Origin of the sequence: Micromonospora sp. Mcm103, assembly GCF_024519755.1 — a bacterium.
GTDB classification, from domain to species: Bacteria; Actinomycetota; Actinomycetes; order Mycobacteriales; family Micromonosporaceae; genus Micromonospora; species Micromonospora aurantiaca.
The window spans coordinates 67,586-84,168 of sequence record NZ_JALJRJ010000011.1 but is presented as its reverse complement, the minus strand read 5'-3'; the positions used below and the strand labels follow the sequence as shown (position 1 = coordinate 84,168).

Here is a 16,583-nt window from a genome sequence, read left to right as displayed (position 1 = left end):
GCCGGGCCCCGGCCCGGACGCCTTGGGCAGGATACGTAATCCGGGGCGGATGCACTACCGGCCGTCTCGGCTCTCACTACGGTCCGAGACGGGCACCGCGGGCGCAGTCGGACACCGGTCCGGCACCGGACGGCGGTCGCGACACCGCGCCTTTTTTCCGGAGCGGGGCGGAAAGTGCCGCACAACGGGATTGGCGATCACCCGCACGAGGGAATACCACCGTGCGAAGGAGGAGCCATGTCGTCCACCCAGGTAGTCGTCATAGTCATCGTCGTCGCCGTCATCGCCGCGCTCGTCGCGGTCGCCGTGGTCGCCAGCCGCCGCCGGGCGCTGCGCGAGCGCTTCGGCCCCGAGTACGACCGGGTCGTCGCCGAGCAGGACAGCCGCAGCGCCGCCGAGCGCGAGCTGCGGGAACGCGAACGCCGGCACGCCGAGCTGGAGCTGACCCCGCTGAGCCCGGAGTCCCGGGCCCGCTACGCCGCCGCCTGGGAGGAACTCCAGGTGCGCTTCGTCGACTCCCCCGCGGAGACCGTCGGCGAGGCCGACGAGCTGGTCAGCCGTCTCATCGCCGAGCGCGGATACCCCACCGGGGACTTCTCGGACCAGATCGCCCACCTCTCCGTCGAGCACGCCCGCACCCTCACCCACTACCGCGACGCCCACGAGATCCGGCAGCGCAACGAGCGCGGTGAGGCCGGCACCGAGGACCTCCGGCAGGCGCTCGTGCACTACCGGGCCCTCTTCGCCGACCTGCTCGGCGAGGAGCCGGTGCCCACGTCCACGCAGCAGCCGGAGCAGCGCCACCCCGACCACGACCACGACCACGACGTCCCGAGCCGCTGAGGAGGCCGCCGCCATGCGCCAGGATGAACAGCAGGTCACGCAGGACCACCCCGAGGCCGTCCGGTCCGCACCGGTGCCGGTGCCGCAGCCGGGCGAGCACGCCGACACCGACCGCCGCGACGCCGACCGGGCCGACGTGCCCGAGGACGCGCTTGACGACCGCGGCACCTTCGACGACCCGGCGGTCACCGACGAGCGGCGCGACGCCGAGGTGGACGAGACCCGCGCCTACGACGCCGGGGAGCTGCGCGACGCGGACGACCGGACCGACGACGACGGGCGTGCCCCGTACGCCGAGCCGGCGCCGCTGCCGACGGCGTTCGGCGCGGCCACGGTGGGCGACGCGGTGGCCGCCTCGGCCCTGGCCGGCGGCCGTCCGCAGGACGAGCGCGACGCGCGCGGCGAGGACACGGCGGCGCCGGGCGACGGCGCGCCGGGACGCACCGACCCGCTGGACGACGAGCGGGCCGACCCGACCGCCGGGGACCGCCTGCACGACCGGGACCGCTGGGACGCCGAGCACCCCGGCGCCGGCGACCGTGACGTGGACGGCGACGGCCGGGACGACCGCATGGTGGACACCGACGGCCGGGACGACCGCATCGACGGCGTCGTCAGGGACGACGCGGTCGCCGACGGCGCGGTCGGGTACGGCAGCGCCGAGCCCGGCCTGGTCGACCCGGACGCCGAGCCGGTACCCGCCACCGACGACGCCGACCGGCGGCACGACCGGGTGGACACCGACACCGCCACCGCGGCGGCGGGCGCGGCAGCCGCCGGCACGGCTGGCGCGAGCCTGGCCGGCGTGGACCGGCCCACGCCCGGCGCGGTACCCGCCGACGCGGCGACACTGCTCGCGCCGGAGGCCGCTCAGGGCTTCCGGGACCGCTGGCGCGACGTGCAGCTGCGCTTCGTGGACGACCCGCGCGCCGCGGTCGGCGAGGCGGAGTCGCTGGTCGAGGAGGCGATCGAGGCGCTCTCCACCGCCCTGCGCGAGCAGCGCACCCGGCTCGGTGCCTGGCAGGAGTCCGGCTCCACCGACACCGAGCAGCTCCGGGTCGCCGTGCGCGGCTACCGCGACTTCCTGGACCGCGTGCTGGGCCGCTGAGAAACCGCCACGAAGCCCCGGCCGGTGACCCGGCCGGGGCTTCCGCACGTCCGGACCGAACAGCAGGTATGAAACTTCGCAATCGGGGTACGTGCGGACGGCGGTGCACACGAGGGGAGCACGGTCATGGGCGGTGGCGGCCTGCGATTGAACATGAACGCCCTGGACTATCTGATCCTGGCGCTCTACTTCGTCACGGTGCTCGGCGTCGGTTTCGCCGCCCGGCGCGCGATCCGCACCAGCGTGGACTTCTTCCTCTCCGGCCGCTCGCTGCCCGCCTGGGTCACCGGCCTGGCGTTCGTCTCGGCGAACCTGGGCGCGCTGGAGATCATCGGCATGGCCGCCAACGGCGCCCAGTACGGCATCATGACCGTGCACTACTACTGGATCGGCGCCGTGCCGGCGATGGTCTTCCTCGGCATCGTGATGATGCCGTTCTACTACGGCTCCAAGGTCCGCAGCGTCCCCGAGTACCTGCGGCTGCGCTTCAACCGCCCCACCCACCTGCTCAACGCGATCAGCTTCGCGGTCGCGCAGGTGCTCATCGCGGGCGTGAACCTCTACGCGCTGGCCCTGATCATGCAGGCGCTGCTCGGCTGGCCGCTCTGGTTCGCGATCATCGTCGGCGCGGTGATCGTGCTGGCGTACATCACCGTCGGCGGGCTCTCCGGCGCCATCTACAACGAGGTGCTCCAGTTCTTCGTGATCATCGCCGGTCTGGTGCCGATCACGGTGATCGGGCTGGTCAAGGTCGGCGGCGTGAGCGGCCTGATGGACGCGGTCCGCGACTCCAAGCTCGGCGAGGCCGGGCTGCACGCCTGGGAGGGCACCGGCAGCACCGGCAACCCGCTCGGCGCGCACTGGCTGGGCATCGTGTTCGGCCTCGGCTTCGTGCTCTCCTTCGGCTACTGGACCACGAACTTCGCCGAGGTGCAGCGCGCCCTGTCCGCGCGGAACATGAGCGCCGCCCGGCGTACGCCGATCATCGCCGCGTACCCGAAGCTGCTCATCCCGGCGGTCACCGTGATCCCCGGCCTGATCGCCCTAGTCACCGTGAAGGGGCTGGGCGCCGACGAGGGCGACCTGGTCTACAACAACGCGATCCCGCTGCTCATGCGCGACCTGCTGCCCAACGGCGTGCTCGGTATCGCGGTCACCGGCCTGGTGGCCTCGTTCATGGCCGGCATGGCGGCGAACGTCAGCGGCTTCAACACCGTGTTCACGTACGACATCTGGCAGGCGTACTTCCGGCGCGACATGCCGGACGAGCACTACGTGGAGGTGGGCCGGCTCGCCACCGTCGGCGCCGTGGTGGTCGGCATCGGCACCGCGTTCATCGCCGCCGGGTTCAGCAACATCATGAACTACATCCAGGCGCTGTTCTCGGTGTTCAACGCGCCGCTGTTCGGCACGTTCATCATCGGCATGTTCTGGCGGCGGATGACGCCGCTGGCCGGGTTCTGGTCGCTGCTGTCCGGCACCGTCGTCGCCACCGCCACGTACCTGCTCTACAAGGGCGGCGTGATCAGCTTCAACTCGGACCTGGAGGAGAGCTTCTGGGGCGCGGGCCTGGCCTTCGCCACCGTCGCGGTGGTGGCCGCGATCGTCACGCCGCTGACCAGGCCGAAGACCGACCGGGAGCTGACCGGGCTGGTGTACGGCCTCAGCGACACCACGCTCGCCGACGACTCACTGGCCGGCGACGCCGCCTGGTACCGCTCCCCGGTGCTGCTCGGCGTCGTCGCGGTGGTCCTCGCCGCCCTGTTCTACATCCCGGTCTTCTGAAGGAGGGGACGCACGCCATGGCAGACGACGCGGGCCGCCACTACCAGGGCGGCGAGGCGCACGACCCGCTGGTCGACGAGACCGAGGACGCCCGGGAGGAACGCTCCGCCGCGGCCCGGCTCTTCGACATCCGCCGGGTCATCGGTGGCCTGTTCGTGGTGTACGGGCTGATCGTCGGGCTGATGGGGCTGTTCGACACGTCCGCCGAGATCGACAAGGCGCAGGGCGTCCGGATCAACCTGTGGGCGGGCGCGGCGATGCTGGTGTTCGGCCTGCTGATGCTGCTGTGGCTGCGGCTGCGCCCGACCGAGACGCCGGAGCAACACCGCGACGAGTCCTGATCCCCGCCGACCGCATGGCGCGGCCCGCACCGGGTACGCCTCGGGGATCAGGCGGAAGGGACAGGAGGGCAGCAGCATGACCGATCGTGACCGCGGTGGCGAGCGGCCGCTGGAGGAGACCCCCGAGGTGGCCGCGGCGGTGGACGACGACAGCACGGTGCCCCAGTTGCGCAGCGGCGGCACCGACCCGGACAACCCCGTCTTCACCGAGCCCGACGGGGCGGTGCCCGACACCGGGTCGCCGAACCTCATCGGTGACCCGTACGCGGCCGGTACCGGTGCGACAGGCACCGGGACGGGTGCCGCACCGGACGACATCCGCACCGGCGCCGAGCAGCCCTGGGATCCGGAGGACCTGGTGCAGGCCCGCGGTCAGGACATGACCCCGGAGAACCTGGAGCGGGCCCGCCGCGACCTGGCCGAGCTGGGCCGGGCGGCGATCGAGCGCACCGTGCCCTGACACCGGCACGGCCGAGGGCCCCTGGCCGACGTGGGCGTCGACCAGGGGCCCGGGGAACCCGCGCGGCGGTGCCTCACTCCCGCCGCCGCGGGTGGCCCGTACCGCGGCTCAGGAGAGCGGCGGGTACGCGTTCTGCATGAGCTGCTGGAACTGGGCGGCGAACCAGGCGCCGGAGATCGGCGCGTCCGGCAGGGCACCGGACATGCTGTTGCCGTTGCGGGCGTTACCGGTGTAGGTCGGGTCGCACATCCGGTCGAAGCCCTTGCCCTCGTTGTTCGGGATCTCCTTGCTGGAGCCGTCCGACTCACCCGGGGGCTTCACCCAGACGTAGGCGTCGATCCCGGACTCCGGGTTGGCCCGCGGCCGCTCGCCGAGGCCCGCGCCGGCCTGGTTGCACCAGTTGCCGGTGTGGAAGCGGCGGTCGACCCGGCCGCCGTCGACGTACGCGTCCACGCTGGTCGACGGGCCGGGGCCGGTCGGCCGGGCGGTGCCGCCCCAACCGTTGCGGGAGGTGTCGATCAGCATGCCGATGTTGCTGTCGAAGCCGATCGAGACCAGCTTCTGCCGGAACGCCTGGGCGAACGACAGCTCGTCGAGGTACTGGTTCCAGTCGGCCCACTTGGACTGCCGCACGGTCTGGCCGTTCACCGTGTCGGTGATCTTGACGTACGGCTCCTTCAGCGCGGAGTAGTTCGCCGTGTTGACGATGAAGCCCTGCACGTTGGCGACGGTGCTGCCGGACGCCACGGCGGCGGCCTTGAGCTGGTCGGCGACCGGGCCGAAGTTGCTGTCCCAGCCGATCCAGCCGTGGTGGGCGGCGTCGATGTAGTTGTAGACGTTGCCGATCGCACCCAGCTTCGCCAGGGCGTAGCCGACACCGTTCACGTACGCGCCGTTGGCCTTCACCGTGTCACACATGACCGTGCCGCCCGCGTTGCCCGAGGTGTTGGTCACCAGGTTGGGCAGCGAGTCGATCTCGATGATGTTGACGATGCGCAGGTTCCGGTACTTCGCGTCGCCCTGGATCGCGGCGATCGGGTCGATGTACTCGGCCTTGTAGCGGGGCAGCTCGTCCGGGCCCAGCTCACCGTTCGAGGCGAGCGCGGAGCAGTCCCGGCCGGGCAGGTTGTAGATGACGAACTGGATGTAGCCGGCGCCCTGGGCGAGCGCGGCGTCCAGGTGGTCACGGACGCCCATCGCTCCGTTGGAGCTGCTGTCCGGCGTGCCGTTGATGGCGGCGATCCGGTCGATCCAGACGGCGGTCGGGTTGTTCGACACCCGGTTGCCGCCGGACACCGACTCGGCCTTGGCCTTCCACTCGGGGTTCACGTACCCCTTCACGCCGGCGTACGGGTTGTCGACCCGCTGCCCGGGCGGCGGGGTCGTCGTCGGCGGCGTCGAGGTCGGCGGGGTCGACGTCGGCGGGGTGCTCGTGGGGGGCGTGCTGGTCGGCGGCGTGCTCGTCGGCGGGGTGCTGGTGGTCGGCGTGCCGCCGTTGCACACAGTGCCGTTGAGCGTGAACTGGGTCGGCTTGGGGTTGCTGCCGCTCCAGGAGCCGTTGAAGCCGATGGTGGTGCTGGCGCCGCTGGCGAGCGACCCGTTGTACGACTCGTTCTGCGCGGTGACGTTCTGGCCGCTCTGGGACCACCGCGCGGACCAGCCGTTCACCACCCGCTGCGAGCTGTTCGGGAAGGTGAAGCCGAGGTTCCACGAGCTGAGCGCGTCACCGATGTTCTTGATGGTCACGGTGCCGGTGAATCCACCGGGCCAGTCGCTGGTCGTGTAGGTCACGCTGCACTGCGTGGCGGCCTGCGCCGCGGTGACCGGGAGGGTCACCAGTCCACCGGCTACCAGGACGCCGGCGCCGGTGAGCGCAAGCGTCCGGTTCCGGCCGGACAGCCTTCTCCACAGATTCATGCCACTGATCTCCTTGGGCGAGACCGGATCCGCGTACGGCCCGGCGCAATGGCGGCTGCGGTCGTCCTGCGGGAACGACCGTGCGCGCCACGGGTTACTTCGGGGGACGCCCGACCCGGACGGGCGTTGTGGGGGTGGTGGTGCCGACCGGTCCGCAGGACCGGCCGATGGAGCCGGACGTCGGCCGATGGTGCCGGCTGCCCTCGACGTCTGAGCTCGCGGTGTGGCTCCCCGAACCGCGTGCAGCGATTCTTGCATGGGAGCGCTTCCATGGCAATGCCTCGATGCGCCTCGCCCCACCGTACCGCCGCCCCCACTCCCGCCGCCCCACCGGCGCCCTCAGCTCGGGTGGAACGTCATGGGTGCCGAAACGGCCCGGAGACACCCATGACGTTCCACTCGGCGCGCGGACCGCGGCCGCGGCGAAGGGCACCCGATCCGCGCGCGGCGTCGGACAAGGCACGCATCCGCCCCAACATCAGCAAATCCCTAAAAGCGAATCTTTCCCCGAATAAGTCGCGAAAAGGTCTAACGTCGGCCTTAGCTCGACTGACGTCGGGCTCAGGACGAACAGGGATGGAGACGCTGGTCATGGCTAAGAAGATGCTCGGAAAGGTGGTCGCGGGCGCCGCCCTCGGCGGAGCCGGCCTTCTCGCGTTCACCCCGGGAATGGCCTACGCGGGCGGGCACGACGAGGGCAAGGTCATCGCCAAGCCCCACGTGGTGAAGGCGGGGGACACCGTCGAGCTGCTCGCGATCTGCTCCGAGCCGCAGAAGCACGCCACCGTCTGGTCGAAGGTCACCGGCAAGGTCGACCTGCACCCGGCCCGCGACGGCGAGCACGGCGACTGGGCCGACCGCGGCGGAGACTGGGGCGGCGACCAGGACTGGGGCTGGGACGACAAGGGGCCCGACGGCAAGGACGACCACGGCAAGGGCCCGGACGGCAAGGACGACCACGGCAAGGGCCCGGACGGCAAGGACGACCACGGCAAGGGCCCGGACGGCCGCGGCGAGCCGGGCGGGGAGGGGCACGGTCCGGACGGCAACGGCCCCGGCGGCAACGGTCCGGACGGCAACGGGCCCGGCGGGAACGGCCCGGGTGGCGACGGCATGCCGCAGCCTCCGGCGAACCAGCCCCAGCCGCCGGCCGGCCAGCCGGAAGGGCAGCCGCAGCCGGGTGGCGCGGGCGCCGGCGCGGCCGTCGACCCCGGCGACTGGCAGGGGCACGACGAGTACGGCCAGGACGCCGAGCCGGGCTGGGAGAAGGAGAAGCCGGGCGGGCCGGACTGGACCAAGGACGAGCACGGCCCCGACGGCAAGGACCGGCACGGCAAGGACGCCAAGGACGAGCACGGCAAGGACGACCGTGGCGGCCGGCCGGACGACAAGGGCAAGGACGGCAAGGACGAGCACGGCTCCTGGCAGGACGGCAAGGACGACTGGCAGGGCGGCAAGGACGCCAAGGACGAGCACGGCTCCTGGCAGGACGGCAAGGACGACTGGCAGGGCGGCAAGGACGACTGGCAGGCGAGCGGAGGCGCCTGGCAGGAGGACAAGGGCGACTACGGCAAGGACGCCGAGCGCGACTACGGCAAGGACGAGTGGGAGCACGGGAAGGACTTCGTCTACTACGGCGAGGCCACCGTGTCGCACGACGCCCGGCCGGGCCGGTACGAGCTGCGGGGCACCTGCGGTGAGGGCGAGCTGGTGGTCCTGCCGCGCGGTGGGGTCGACGGCGGCGACGGTGGCATGGCGACCACCGGCGTGGACCGTACCCTCGCCACCGGCGGCGCGGGCATGATCGGCGCCGCGGCGCTGGGCGGCCTGGTGCTGCTGCGCCGGCGGCGGGCCGGTGGCCTGGTCTGACCGGACGACGACCCGGGCCGGCGGCCGCCACGGAAGTCCGTGGCGTGCCGCCGGCACGGCCGTCGTCGTCCTGCTCGCCATGGCCGGGGCCGGTCTGATCGGCGCGTCCGTGCGGACCGTCCCGCCACCGTCACCGCCGCAGCCGCTCGGTCAGGCGGCTCCGGCCACCACCGGCCCGCAGAGCGATCCGGGTGGCGCCGACGCCGACCCGGACGCCGAGGGCCGACCCGCACCGGGCACCGATGGCCAATCGGCACCGGGCACCACCGGCGAGTCCACACCGGGCGGCACCGGCCGGCCGGCAGCGGACCCCGCCGGGGGCGGCCCGGCGACGCCGGGCCCACCGACCGGCGCAGCCGGCGCCACCCCGGGCGCGGCAGCCGTCCCGGACGCGACGGGCGCCGCCCCGGCCCCGCTGCCCCGATCGGCGCCGGTCACCATCTCGATCCCCCGCGTCGGGGTGCAGGCGCCGATCATGTCGCTCGGCACGAACCCGGACGGCACGGTCCAGGTGCCCCCGCTGGACCAGGCCATGAACGCCGGCTGGTACTCCCCCGGCGCCAGCCCGGGCGAGGCCGGCAACGCCGTCATAGTGGGTCACGTCGACTCCGCCCAGCTCGGCCCGGCGGTGTTCTTCAACCTCGGCGCGCTGGTGGCGGGCGACACCATCGTGGTGGCCCGGCAGGACGGCTCGGCCGCCACGTTCACGGTGCGGGAGGTCGCGTCGTACCCGAAGACCGCCTTTCCCGCCGCGCAGGTCTACGGTCCGTCGGACGTCCCCGCCCTGCGCGTGGTGACCTGCGGCGGGGTGTTCGACAAGACGGCCGGGAGCTACCTGAACAACATCGTCGTCTACGCGGCGATGACGAGCTGAGGGCCGGAACGGCAGTGGCCCGGCGGTCGGGGAACCGACCACCGGGCCACTCGTGCGTCAGCGTCAGGCCGCCGCCGAGGTCCGGACCAGGGTACGGATCTGGCGCAGCAGCACCGACAGCGCGGACAGGTCGGCGCGGGACTCGTCGAACTCCCCCATCGCCCGGTGCGCCCGGTGGATCGAGGTGGCGTTCGCCTGCTCCCACTCCTGCACCCGCTCCACCGGCGGCACGTCCTCCGGCGTGGACCCGAGCACCTCCGCGGTGAGCGCGGCCAGCGCGGCGTACAGGTCGTAGCGCAGCGCCATCCGGGCCAGCGTCTGCCACCGGTCCTCGCGGGGCAGCAGGGAGATCTTCGACAGCAGCGCGTCGACCCGGAACCGGTCGGAGAGCACGAAGTAGACCGAGGCCACCTCGCTCACGTCCCGCCCGGTGCCCTGCGCCGTCTCGACGATGTCCAGCAGGCCGAAGCTGTACATCAGGCGGGTCGCCTGCTCGGCCAGGTCACGCGGCAGCCCGCGCTCGACCAGCGACTCGATGTGCGCCGCGATGGCCTCCCGCTCGGTGCCCCAGAACCGGTTCTCCAGGTCCGGCAGGAGCCGGGCCACACCGTCGCGCAGCCGGGCGATCTCCGCCGGCACGTCGATCGGCGAGCGCCGGTTGGTGACCAGCCAGCGCACCGCGCGGTCGAGCAACCGCCGGGTGTCCAGGTAGACGGCGGTCTGCAACTCGGGCGAGACCTTGTTGTCGAGCGCCTCGACCGCGTCCCACAGGTCACGCAGGCCGAACACCTCGCGGACCACCACGTACGCCCGGAGCACGTCGGCAGCGGACGCGGCCGTCTCCTCGACCACCCGGAAGACGAACGAGATGCCGCCCCGGTTGATCGCCTCGTTGACCAGGACCGTGGTGACGATGTCGCGGCGCAGGCGGTGCCGGCCCATCCGCTCGGCGAAGCGCTGCCGCAGCGGCGTCGGGAAGTAGTTGACCAGGACGTCGGTCGTCCACTCCTCGTCCGCCAGGCCCTCGCCGACGATCTCGCGCTCCAGCACGATCTTGACGTACGCGAGCAGCACCGCGAACTCCGGCGCGGTCAGGCCGCTCTCGGTGCGGACCGCCAGTTCCTCGTCCGAGGGAAGCGCCTCCAGTGCCCGGTTCAGCGCGCCGGACCGCTCCAGCTCGTTGATCATGCGCCGGTGCACCGGGAGCAGCGAGGCGGCCTGGGCCTGGGCGTTGTTGAGCGCCCGGGCCTGGTCGTAGTTGTCCCGCAGCACCAGCTCGGCGACCTCGTCGGTCATCTGGGCCAGCAGCTCGTCGCGCTCCGGCCGGTCCAGCTCGCCGTCGGCCACCGCCGTGTTGAGCAGGATCTTGATGTTGACCTCGTGGTCGGAGCAGTCCACACCGGCCGCGTTGTCGATGAAGTCGGTGTAGATGCGGCCGCCGGTCGAGGCGTACTCGATCCGGCCCTGCTGGGTGAAGCCCAGGTTGCCGCCCTCGCCGACCACCCGGCAGCGCAGGCCCTTGCCGTCCACCCGGATGGCGTCGTTGGACTTGTCCCCCACCTCGGCGTTGGTCTGGCTGGACGCCTTCACGTAGGTGCCGATGCCGCCGTTCCAGAACAGGTCGACCGGCGCGGTGAGGATCGCCTTCATCAGCTCCTGCGGGCTGAGCTGCGTGACGTCCTCGTCGAGGCCGAGCACCGCGCGGACCTGCGGCGAGATCGGCACCGACTTCGCCGTACGCGAGTGGACGCCGCCGCCTTCGGAGATCAGCTCGCGGTCGTAGTCCTCCCACGACGAGCGCGGCATGTCGAACAGCCGCTTGCGTTCCTCCCAGGACCGGGCCGAGTCCGGATCCGGGTCCAGGAAGATGTGCCTGTGGTCGAACGCGGCCACCAGCCGGATGTGCTTCGACAGCAGCATCCCGTTGCCGAACACGTCGCCGGACATGTCGCCGACGCCGACCACAGTGAAGTCCTGCGTCTGGGTGTCGTGGCCCAGCTCCCGGAAGTGCCGCTTGACCGACTCCCAGGCGCCCCGGGCGGTGATGCCCATCTTCTTGTGGTCGTAGCCGGCCGAGCCACCGGAGGCGAACGCGTCGCCCAGCCAGAAGCTGTGCGCCTCGGAGATCTCGTTGGCGATGTCGGAGAACGTCGCCGTGCCCTTGTCGGCGGCCACGACCATGTACGGGTCGTCGCCGTCGTGCCGGACCACGTCGTCGGGCGGCACGATCTCGCCGCTGACGATGTTGTCGGTGACGTCGAGCAGCGCGGAGATGAACTCCTTGTAGCAGATCACCGCCTCGTCCCGGTCGCCCGGCTTCTGCTTCAGCACGAAGCCGCCCTTGGCGCCGACCGGCACGATCACCGCGTTCTTCACCATCTGCGCCTTGACCAGGCCGAGCACCTCGGTCCGGAAGTCCTCGCGCCGGTCGGACCAGCGCAGGCCGCCGCGGGCCACCGGCCCGTAGCGCAGGTGCACGCCCTCGAACCGGGGCGAGTAGACGAAGATCTCGAACTTGGGCCGCGGCGCGGGCAGGTCCGGGATGGCCTGCGGGTCCAGCTTGAACGCCACGTACGCCTTGGGCCGCCCGCCCACCGGCTTCTGGTAGAAGCTGGTGCGCAGCGTGGCCTGGATCAACGTCAGGTAGGCCCGCAGGATGCGGTCCTGGTCGAGGCTGGCCACCTCGTCCAGCGCCTCGCCGATCGCGTCGACCAGCTCGCCGCTGCGCTGCCGCCGCTCGTCGAGCGTGGTGGCGCCCGGGGCGAACCGGGTCTCGAACAGCTTCACCAGCAGTTCGGCGATCTGCGGGTACGCGATGAACGTCTGCTCCATGTACTCCTGGGAGAACACGGTCCCGGCCTGGCGCAGGTACTTCGCGTACGCGCGCAGCACGACGACCTGCCGCCAGGTGAGCCCGGCCCGGAGCACCAGCTCGTTGAAGCCGTCCACCTCGGCCTCGCCCCGCCAGGCGGCGGCGAAGGCGTTCTCCACGTGCGGACGCACCTCGGCCAGGTCCTGGTGCCGTTCGGGCAGCTCCAGGCCGAAGTCGTAGAGCCAGATCCGGCCGTCGACGCGCTCCACCTCGTACGGGTGCTCGTCGACCACCTTCACGCCGAGCGAGTGCAGCACCGGCAGCACGGCGGAGAGCATCATCGGCTCGCCGTACCGGTAGACCTTGAACCGCACGTCCATCGCCTCGTCGGCGTCGGCGGCGCGGGCGGCGTACGGACGCGGCGGCGCCTGCTTGCGGAACAGGTGCATCTCCAGCTGGCCGGGCTCCTCCAGCAGCTCCAGCTTCGCCAGGTCCTTCATCGCCTCGTACGGCGTGTGCCCGTCCTTGTAGCCCTCCGGGAACGCGTCGGCGTACCTGGCGAAGAGGTGCTTGGCCTGCTCGTCGCCGAGCTTGCGTTCCAGCACCAGCCGGTAGTCGTCGTCCCAGAGCCGGGTCGCGTCGGCCAGTTCCTCGGCGAGCAGGTCGGCGTCGATGTCACCGGGCGGGTTGTTCGGGTCGGTACGCACGATGAAGTGCACCCGGGCCAGCATCGACTCGGTCACCCGGGTGGTGTAGTCGACGCCGACGCCGTTCAGCTCGCGCAGCAGGATGTCCTGCATGCGCAGCCGGTTCTGGGTGGTGAAGCGGTCCCGCGGCAGGTAGATCAGGCAGGAGATGAACCGCCCGTACGCGTCGCGGCGCAGGAACACCCGAAGCTGCCGGCGACCCGCCATCCGCAGTACGCCGATCACCGCGTGGTAGAGGTCGTCGGTCTTGATCTGGAACAGCTCGTCGCGCGGGTAGGTCTCCAGGATCTGCAGCAGGTCCTTGCCGGAGTGGCTGCGCAGGCTCAGGCCCGAGCGGTCGAGCACCTCGGCGACCTTGCGCCGGACCACGGGCAGCTCCTGCACGCTGGTCCGGTACGCGGCGGTGGAGAACAGACCCAGGAAGCGCCGCTCCCCGACCACCTCGCCGGCCTCGTTGAAGATCTTGAAGCCGATGTAGTCGAGGTACGCCGAGCGGTGCACGGTGGCACGCGAGTTGGCCTTGGTGATGATGAGCAGGCGCTTCTCCAGCACCTTCTCGTGCGCCTCGGGCGTCATCGAGTTCAGCGACCGGGCCTCCGGCGAGTCGGAGCGCAGGATGCCCAGCCCGGTGCCGAGCACCGCCTCCAGGGCCTGCCCGCCGCGCGCGCCGTCGGTGTTGACCAGGCGGTACTCCCGGTAGCCGAGGAACGTGAAGTGGTCGTGCGCCAGCCAGCGCAGCAGCTCCACCGAGTCGGTGATGTCCTTCTCCGGCACCGGCGGGCGGTTGTCCGACGTCCGGGCGGCGGCCAGCTCGTCGGCGAGCGCGAGGGCCCGCTGCCGCATCTTCGGCCAGTCCTCGACCGCCTCGCGCACGTCGGTGAGCACCCGCTGCAACTCGCGCCGCAGCGTCTCCCGCTCGGCCGGGTCGCGGACCGGGTCGATCTCGATCCGCATCCAGCTCTCGACCAGGTCACCGGCGATGGCGTCGTCCGGTTCCACGTCCGCCGACACCTCGGTGAGCCGGCCCAGCGGCTCGCGGCGCACCACGACCAGCGGGTGCACCAGCAGGTGCACGTCCAGGTGGCGGGAGTTCAGCAGGGCGGTCACCGAGTCGACGAGGAACGGCATGTCGTCGGTGACGATCTCCACGACCGTGTGGTGCTGCTCGGCGTCCGGCTCGTGGATGCGGAGCTTCAGCTCGCCCGGCACCCGCTGCTGGGCCAGGTCCCGGTGGGCCCGGGCCGCCTCCAGCATCTCCTCGGCGGTGAAGCCGATCAGCTCCTCGTCCGGCGCGAACCGCCAGAAGCGGTCCACCAGTGTGGCCGCGTCGTGGTCGTCGCCGGCCAGCGCGACCGCCTGGGCGACCAGCCGCTCCGCGTTGGGAACGGGCTCGTCCAGCTCGGCGTCCTCCGACTCGTCGGCCAGTGCCTGCGCGGGCAGGCCCAGGTCGTAGAGGGTGTCGATGCTGGAACCGGTCATCCCGGTCACTCCTGTGTCGAGACGGCTGAAACCGTCCCCGTCGGTCGCCGAATCGAAGCTGTCGTCGTCCCGGCCGGTGTCAGCCTGCCGGAGGTCGGGTCCCGGTTTGATCGCCGGACGCCGGTCCATCGGTGCCACTCCCCTCGACCCACCGCGTTGTGGGTCACTCTGCCGCCCAGCCTAGGCCCTACCGCGTGGTACCTCCCGCGGCGGATCACTGGCCGGACGTCCGGATCGGGACTCTGTCCTTTCACCCGTTGCGGGTCCGAGGTCGGCCGCTCGCGGAGTACCCCGACTGGCGATGTTCATCACACTGCCACACGCTGCTTATCGCGCTGCCGGAGGCCGTGGCGGGGCGGTGGGGAGCGCCGGGTCGTACTAGCGTGCAGGGCAGTTGAGCACCGGAGGGACCGCTTCATGCCTGTGTCGTACCCCGTCCGCCCCCGCCGCCACACCCGTCACCGCGCCCTCGCGGCACTGGCCGCAGTCCTGGTCACGGCCGGTGCGCTGACCGGATGCTCCGGGGACGACGGCCCGGAGGCGGCCGTCGAGGCGTTCCTCGGCGGCTGGCGCTCCGGCGACCTGCAGGCGGTCGGCTTCGTCCAGCCGGCCGGCGGGCGCGTGCCCGCCGGCGACGTGACCAAGCAGATCCAGACGCTCGCCGGCGCGCTCGCGGCGAACCCGCCGGAGCTGGCGCGCACCGGCGAGATCACCACCAAGGGCGACGTCGCCACCGCCCGGGTCAAGGTGAGCTGGGCGCTGCCCGGCGGCGGCACCTGGGCCTACGAGAATCCGGTACGCCTCAAGCGCGGCGGCGACGACCAGTGGCAGGTGATCTGGGAGCCGTCGGTGGTGCACGAGAAGCTGGAGAGCGGCGACAGGATCGCGCTGCGGCGGGAGCCGGCGCAGCGCGCCGGTGTGCTCGACGCGGCCGGTCAGCCGATCGTCGCACCGCGCCCGGTGGTCCGGGTGCAGCTCGTCCCCGGCGAGGTCACCGACGTGCCCGGCATGGTCAAGAAGCTGGACGCCGCGTTCAAGGCGATCCGGCCCGCGCTCACCCCGCCGGTCGACCTGGGCGACCTGCCCAAGCGGCTCAAGGATGCCAAGCCGGACGGCCTGGTCGAGGTGGTGACGTTGCGCGACGAGGCGTACCGGCAGATCAAGCCGCGCATCTACGACCTGCCCGGCACCCGGTTCGCCTCCGAGCAGCTCATGCTGGCGCCGACCCGCGAGTTCGCCCGGGCGCTGCTCGGCTCGGTCGACCAGGCCACCGCCGACGACCTCCAGGCCCACCCCGAGCGGTACGCGCGCGGCGACCTGGTCGGCCACGGCGGCCTCCAGGGCCGGTACGACGAGCGGCTGCGCGGCGTCCCCGGCGTCACCGTGATCACCGAGCGGACCACCCCGGACGGCAAGGTCGAGCCGACCGGCACGGAGCTGTACCGCGCCGACCCGAAGCCCGGTCAGCCGGTGAAGACCACCATCGACGCGGCCACCCAGAACGCCGCCGACGCCGCGTTGCGCGGGCAGACCCGCCGCTCCGCCCTGGTCGCCGTACGGATCAGCGACGGCGCGGTGCTGGCCGCCGCGAACGGCCCGGGCGCGGCGGGCGACAACCTCGCCTTCACCGCCCAGGTGCCGCCCGGCTCGACGTTCAAGATGGTCAGCGCGCTCGGCCTGCTCGACCGGGGCGCGGTGACGCCGCAGACGACGGTGGCTTGCCCGAAGACGGCGACGGTCGAGGGCCGGATCTTCAAGAACTCGGACGACTTCGAGCTGGGCGCGGTGCCGTTCGCCACCGACTTCGCCAAGTCGTGCAACACCGCGTTCACCGCGCTGGCGCCGAAGCTCGGCCCGGACGGGCTGGCCCAGGCCGGCCGTACGCTCGGCCTGGAGGCCGCGTGGGATCTCGGCACCGACGCGTTCACCGGCAAGATCTCCGCAAACGGCTCGGCCACCGAGCAGGCCGCCGCCGCGATCGGTCAGGGCACCACGCTGGTGAGCCCGCTGGCCATGGCCAGCGCCACCGCAGCAGTGGCCCGGGGCAAGTTCGAGCAGCCCAAGCTGCTGCTCGACCCGGCGCCGGCCAAGCCCGCACCGGCCGGCGAGGCGCTCAAGCCGGAGTCGGTGGCGGCGCTGAAGTCGATGATGCGCGGGGTGGTCACCGCGGGCAGCGGCAGCGCGCTCGCGGACGTGCCGGGCGAGCCGGTGCACGGCAAGACCGGCACCGCGGAGTACGACAACAACCCGGCGCACACGCACGCCTGGTTCGTCGGCTGGCAGGGTGACGTGGCCTTCGCCGTCTTCGTCGAGCAGGGCGGGGCGGGCTCGAAGGTGGCGGCGCCGATCGCCGAGAAGTTCCTGCGCGGCCTCGCCGCGAGCTGAGGC

The 16,583-nt window shown here is 72.2% G+C and carries 10 protein-coding genes; 8 read left to right on the top strand and 2 right to left on the bottom strand.

The features are described from left to right. The first annotated feature begins 237 nt into the window (after positions 1-237). The 5 genes from OC439_RS15730 (at position 238) to OC439_RS15710 (ending at position 4,537) form a co-directional block, all read left to right on the top strand. A complete protein-coding gene (locus OC439_RS15730) occupies positions 238-843 on the top strand; it encodes a hypothetical protein (RefSeq protein WP_013475405.1) in 606 nt (201 codons plus the stop codon). Between the two features lie 13 nt (positions 844-856). Beyond that, positions 857-1,951, top strand: coding sequence for a hypothetical protein (locus OC439_RS15725; RefSeq protein ID WP_262014062.1), 1,095 nt, complete (start codon positions 857-859; stop codon positions 1,949-1,951). A 126-nt stretch (positions 1,952-2,077) separates the two neighbouring features. After that, positions 2,078-3,736 carry a sodium:solute symporter family protein gene (locus OC439_RS15720; protein ID WP_262014061.1) on the top strand — a complete coding sequence of 553 codons (1,659 nt, stop codon included), beginning with the start codon at positions 2,078-2,080 and terminating at the stop codon, positions 3,734-3,736. Between the two features lie 17 nt (positions 3,737-3,753). After that, a complete protein-coding gene (locus OC439_RS15715) occupies positions 3,754-4,077 on the top strand; it encodes a hypothetical protein (RefSeq protein WP_262014060.1) in 324 nt (107 codons plus the stop codon). Positions 4,078-4,153: 76 nt separating this feature from the next. Beyond that, positions 4,154-4,537, top strand: coding sequence for a hypothetical protein (locus tag OC439_RS15710; protein WP_262014059.1), 384 nt, complete (start codon positions 4,154-4,156; stop codon positions 4,535-4,537). Between the two features lie 108 nt (positions 4,538-4,645). Here OC439_RS15710 and OC439_RS15705 read toward each other — a convergent pair whose 3' ends face one another. After that, positions 4,646-6,454 carry a glycoside hydrolase family 6 protein gene (locus tag OC439_RS15705; RefSeq protein WP_262014058.1) on the bottom strand — a complete coding sequence of 603 codons (1,809 nt, stop codon included), beginning with the start codon at positions 6,452-6,454 and terminating at the stop codon, positions 4,646-4,648. A gap of 576 nt (positions 6,455-7,030) precedes the next feature. On the opposite strand from OC439_RS15705, the gene OC439_RS15700 reads away from it, so the two are divergent. Then, entirely contained in the window at positions 7,031-8,323 is a 1,293-nt protein-coding gene (locus OC439_RS15700) for a hypothetical protein (RefSeq protein WP_262014057.1), read from the top strand. A gap of 79 nt (positions 8,324-8,402) precedes the next feature. Continuing rightward, entirely contained in the window at positions 8,403-9,197 is a 795-nt protein-coding gene (locus OC439_RS15695) for a class F sortase (RefSeq protein ID WP_262014150.1), read from the top strand. 63 nt (positions 9,198-9,260) lie between these two features. On the opposite strand, the gene OC439_RS15690 is transcribed toward OC439_RS15695, so the two are convergent. Beyond that, positions 9,261-14,324, bottom strand: coding sequence for an NAD-glutamate dehydrogenase (locus OC439_RS15690; RefSeq protein WP_262014056.1), 5,064 nt, complete (start codon positions 14,322-14,324; stop codon positions 9,261-9,263). Positions 14,325-14,612: 288 nt separating this feature from the next. On the opposite strand from OC439_RS15690, the gene OC439_RS15685 reads away from it, so the two are divergent. Beyond that, positions 14,613-16,580, top strand: coding sequence for a penicillin-binding transpeptidase domain-containing protein (locus tag OC439_RS15685; RefSeq protein ID WP_262014055.1), 1,968 nt, complete (start codon positions 14,613-14,615; stop codon positions 16,578-16,580). The last annotated feature ends 3 nt before the right edge of the window (positions 16,581-16,583 follow it).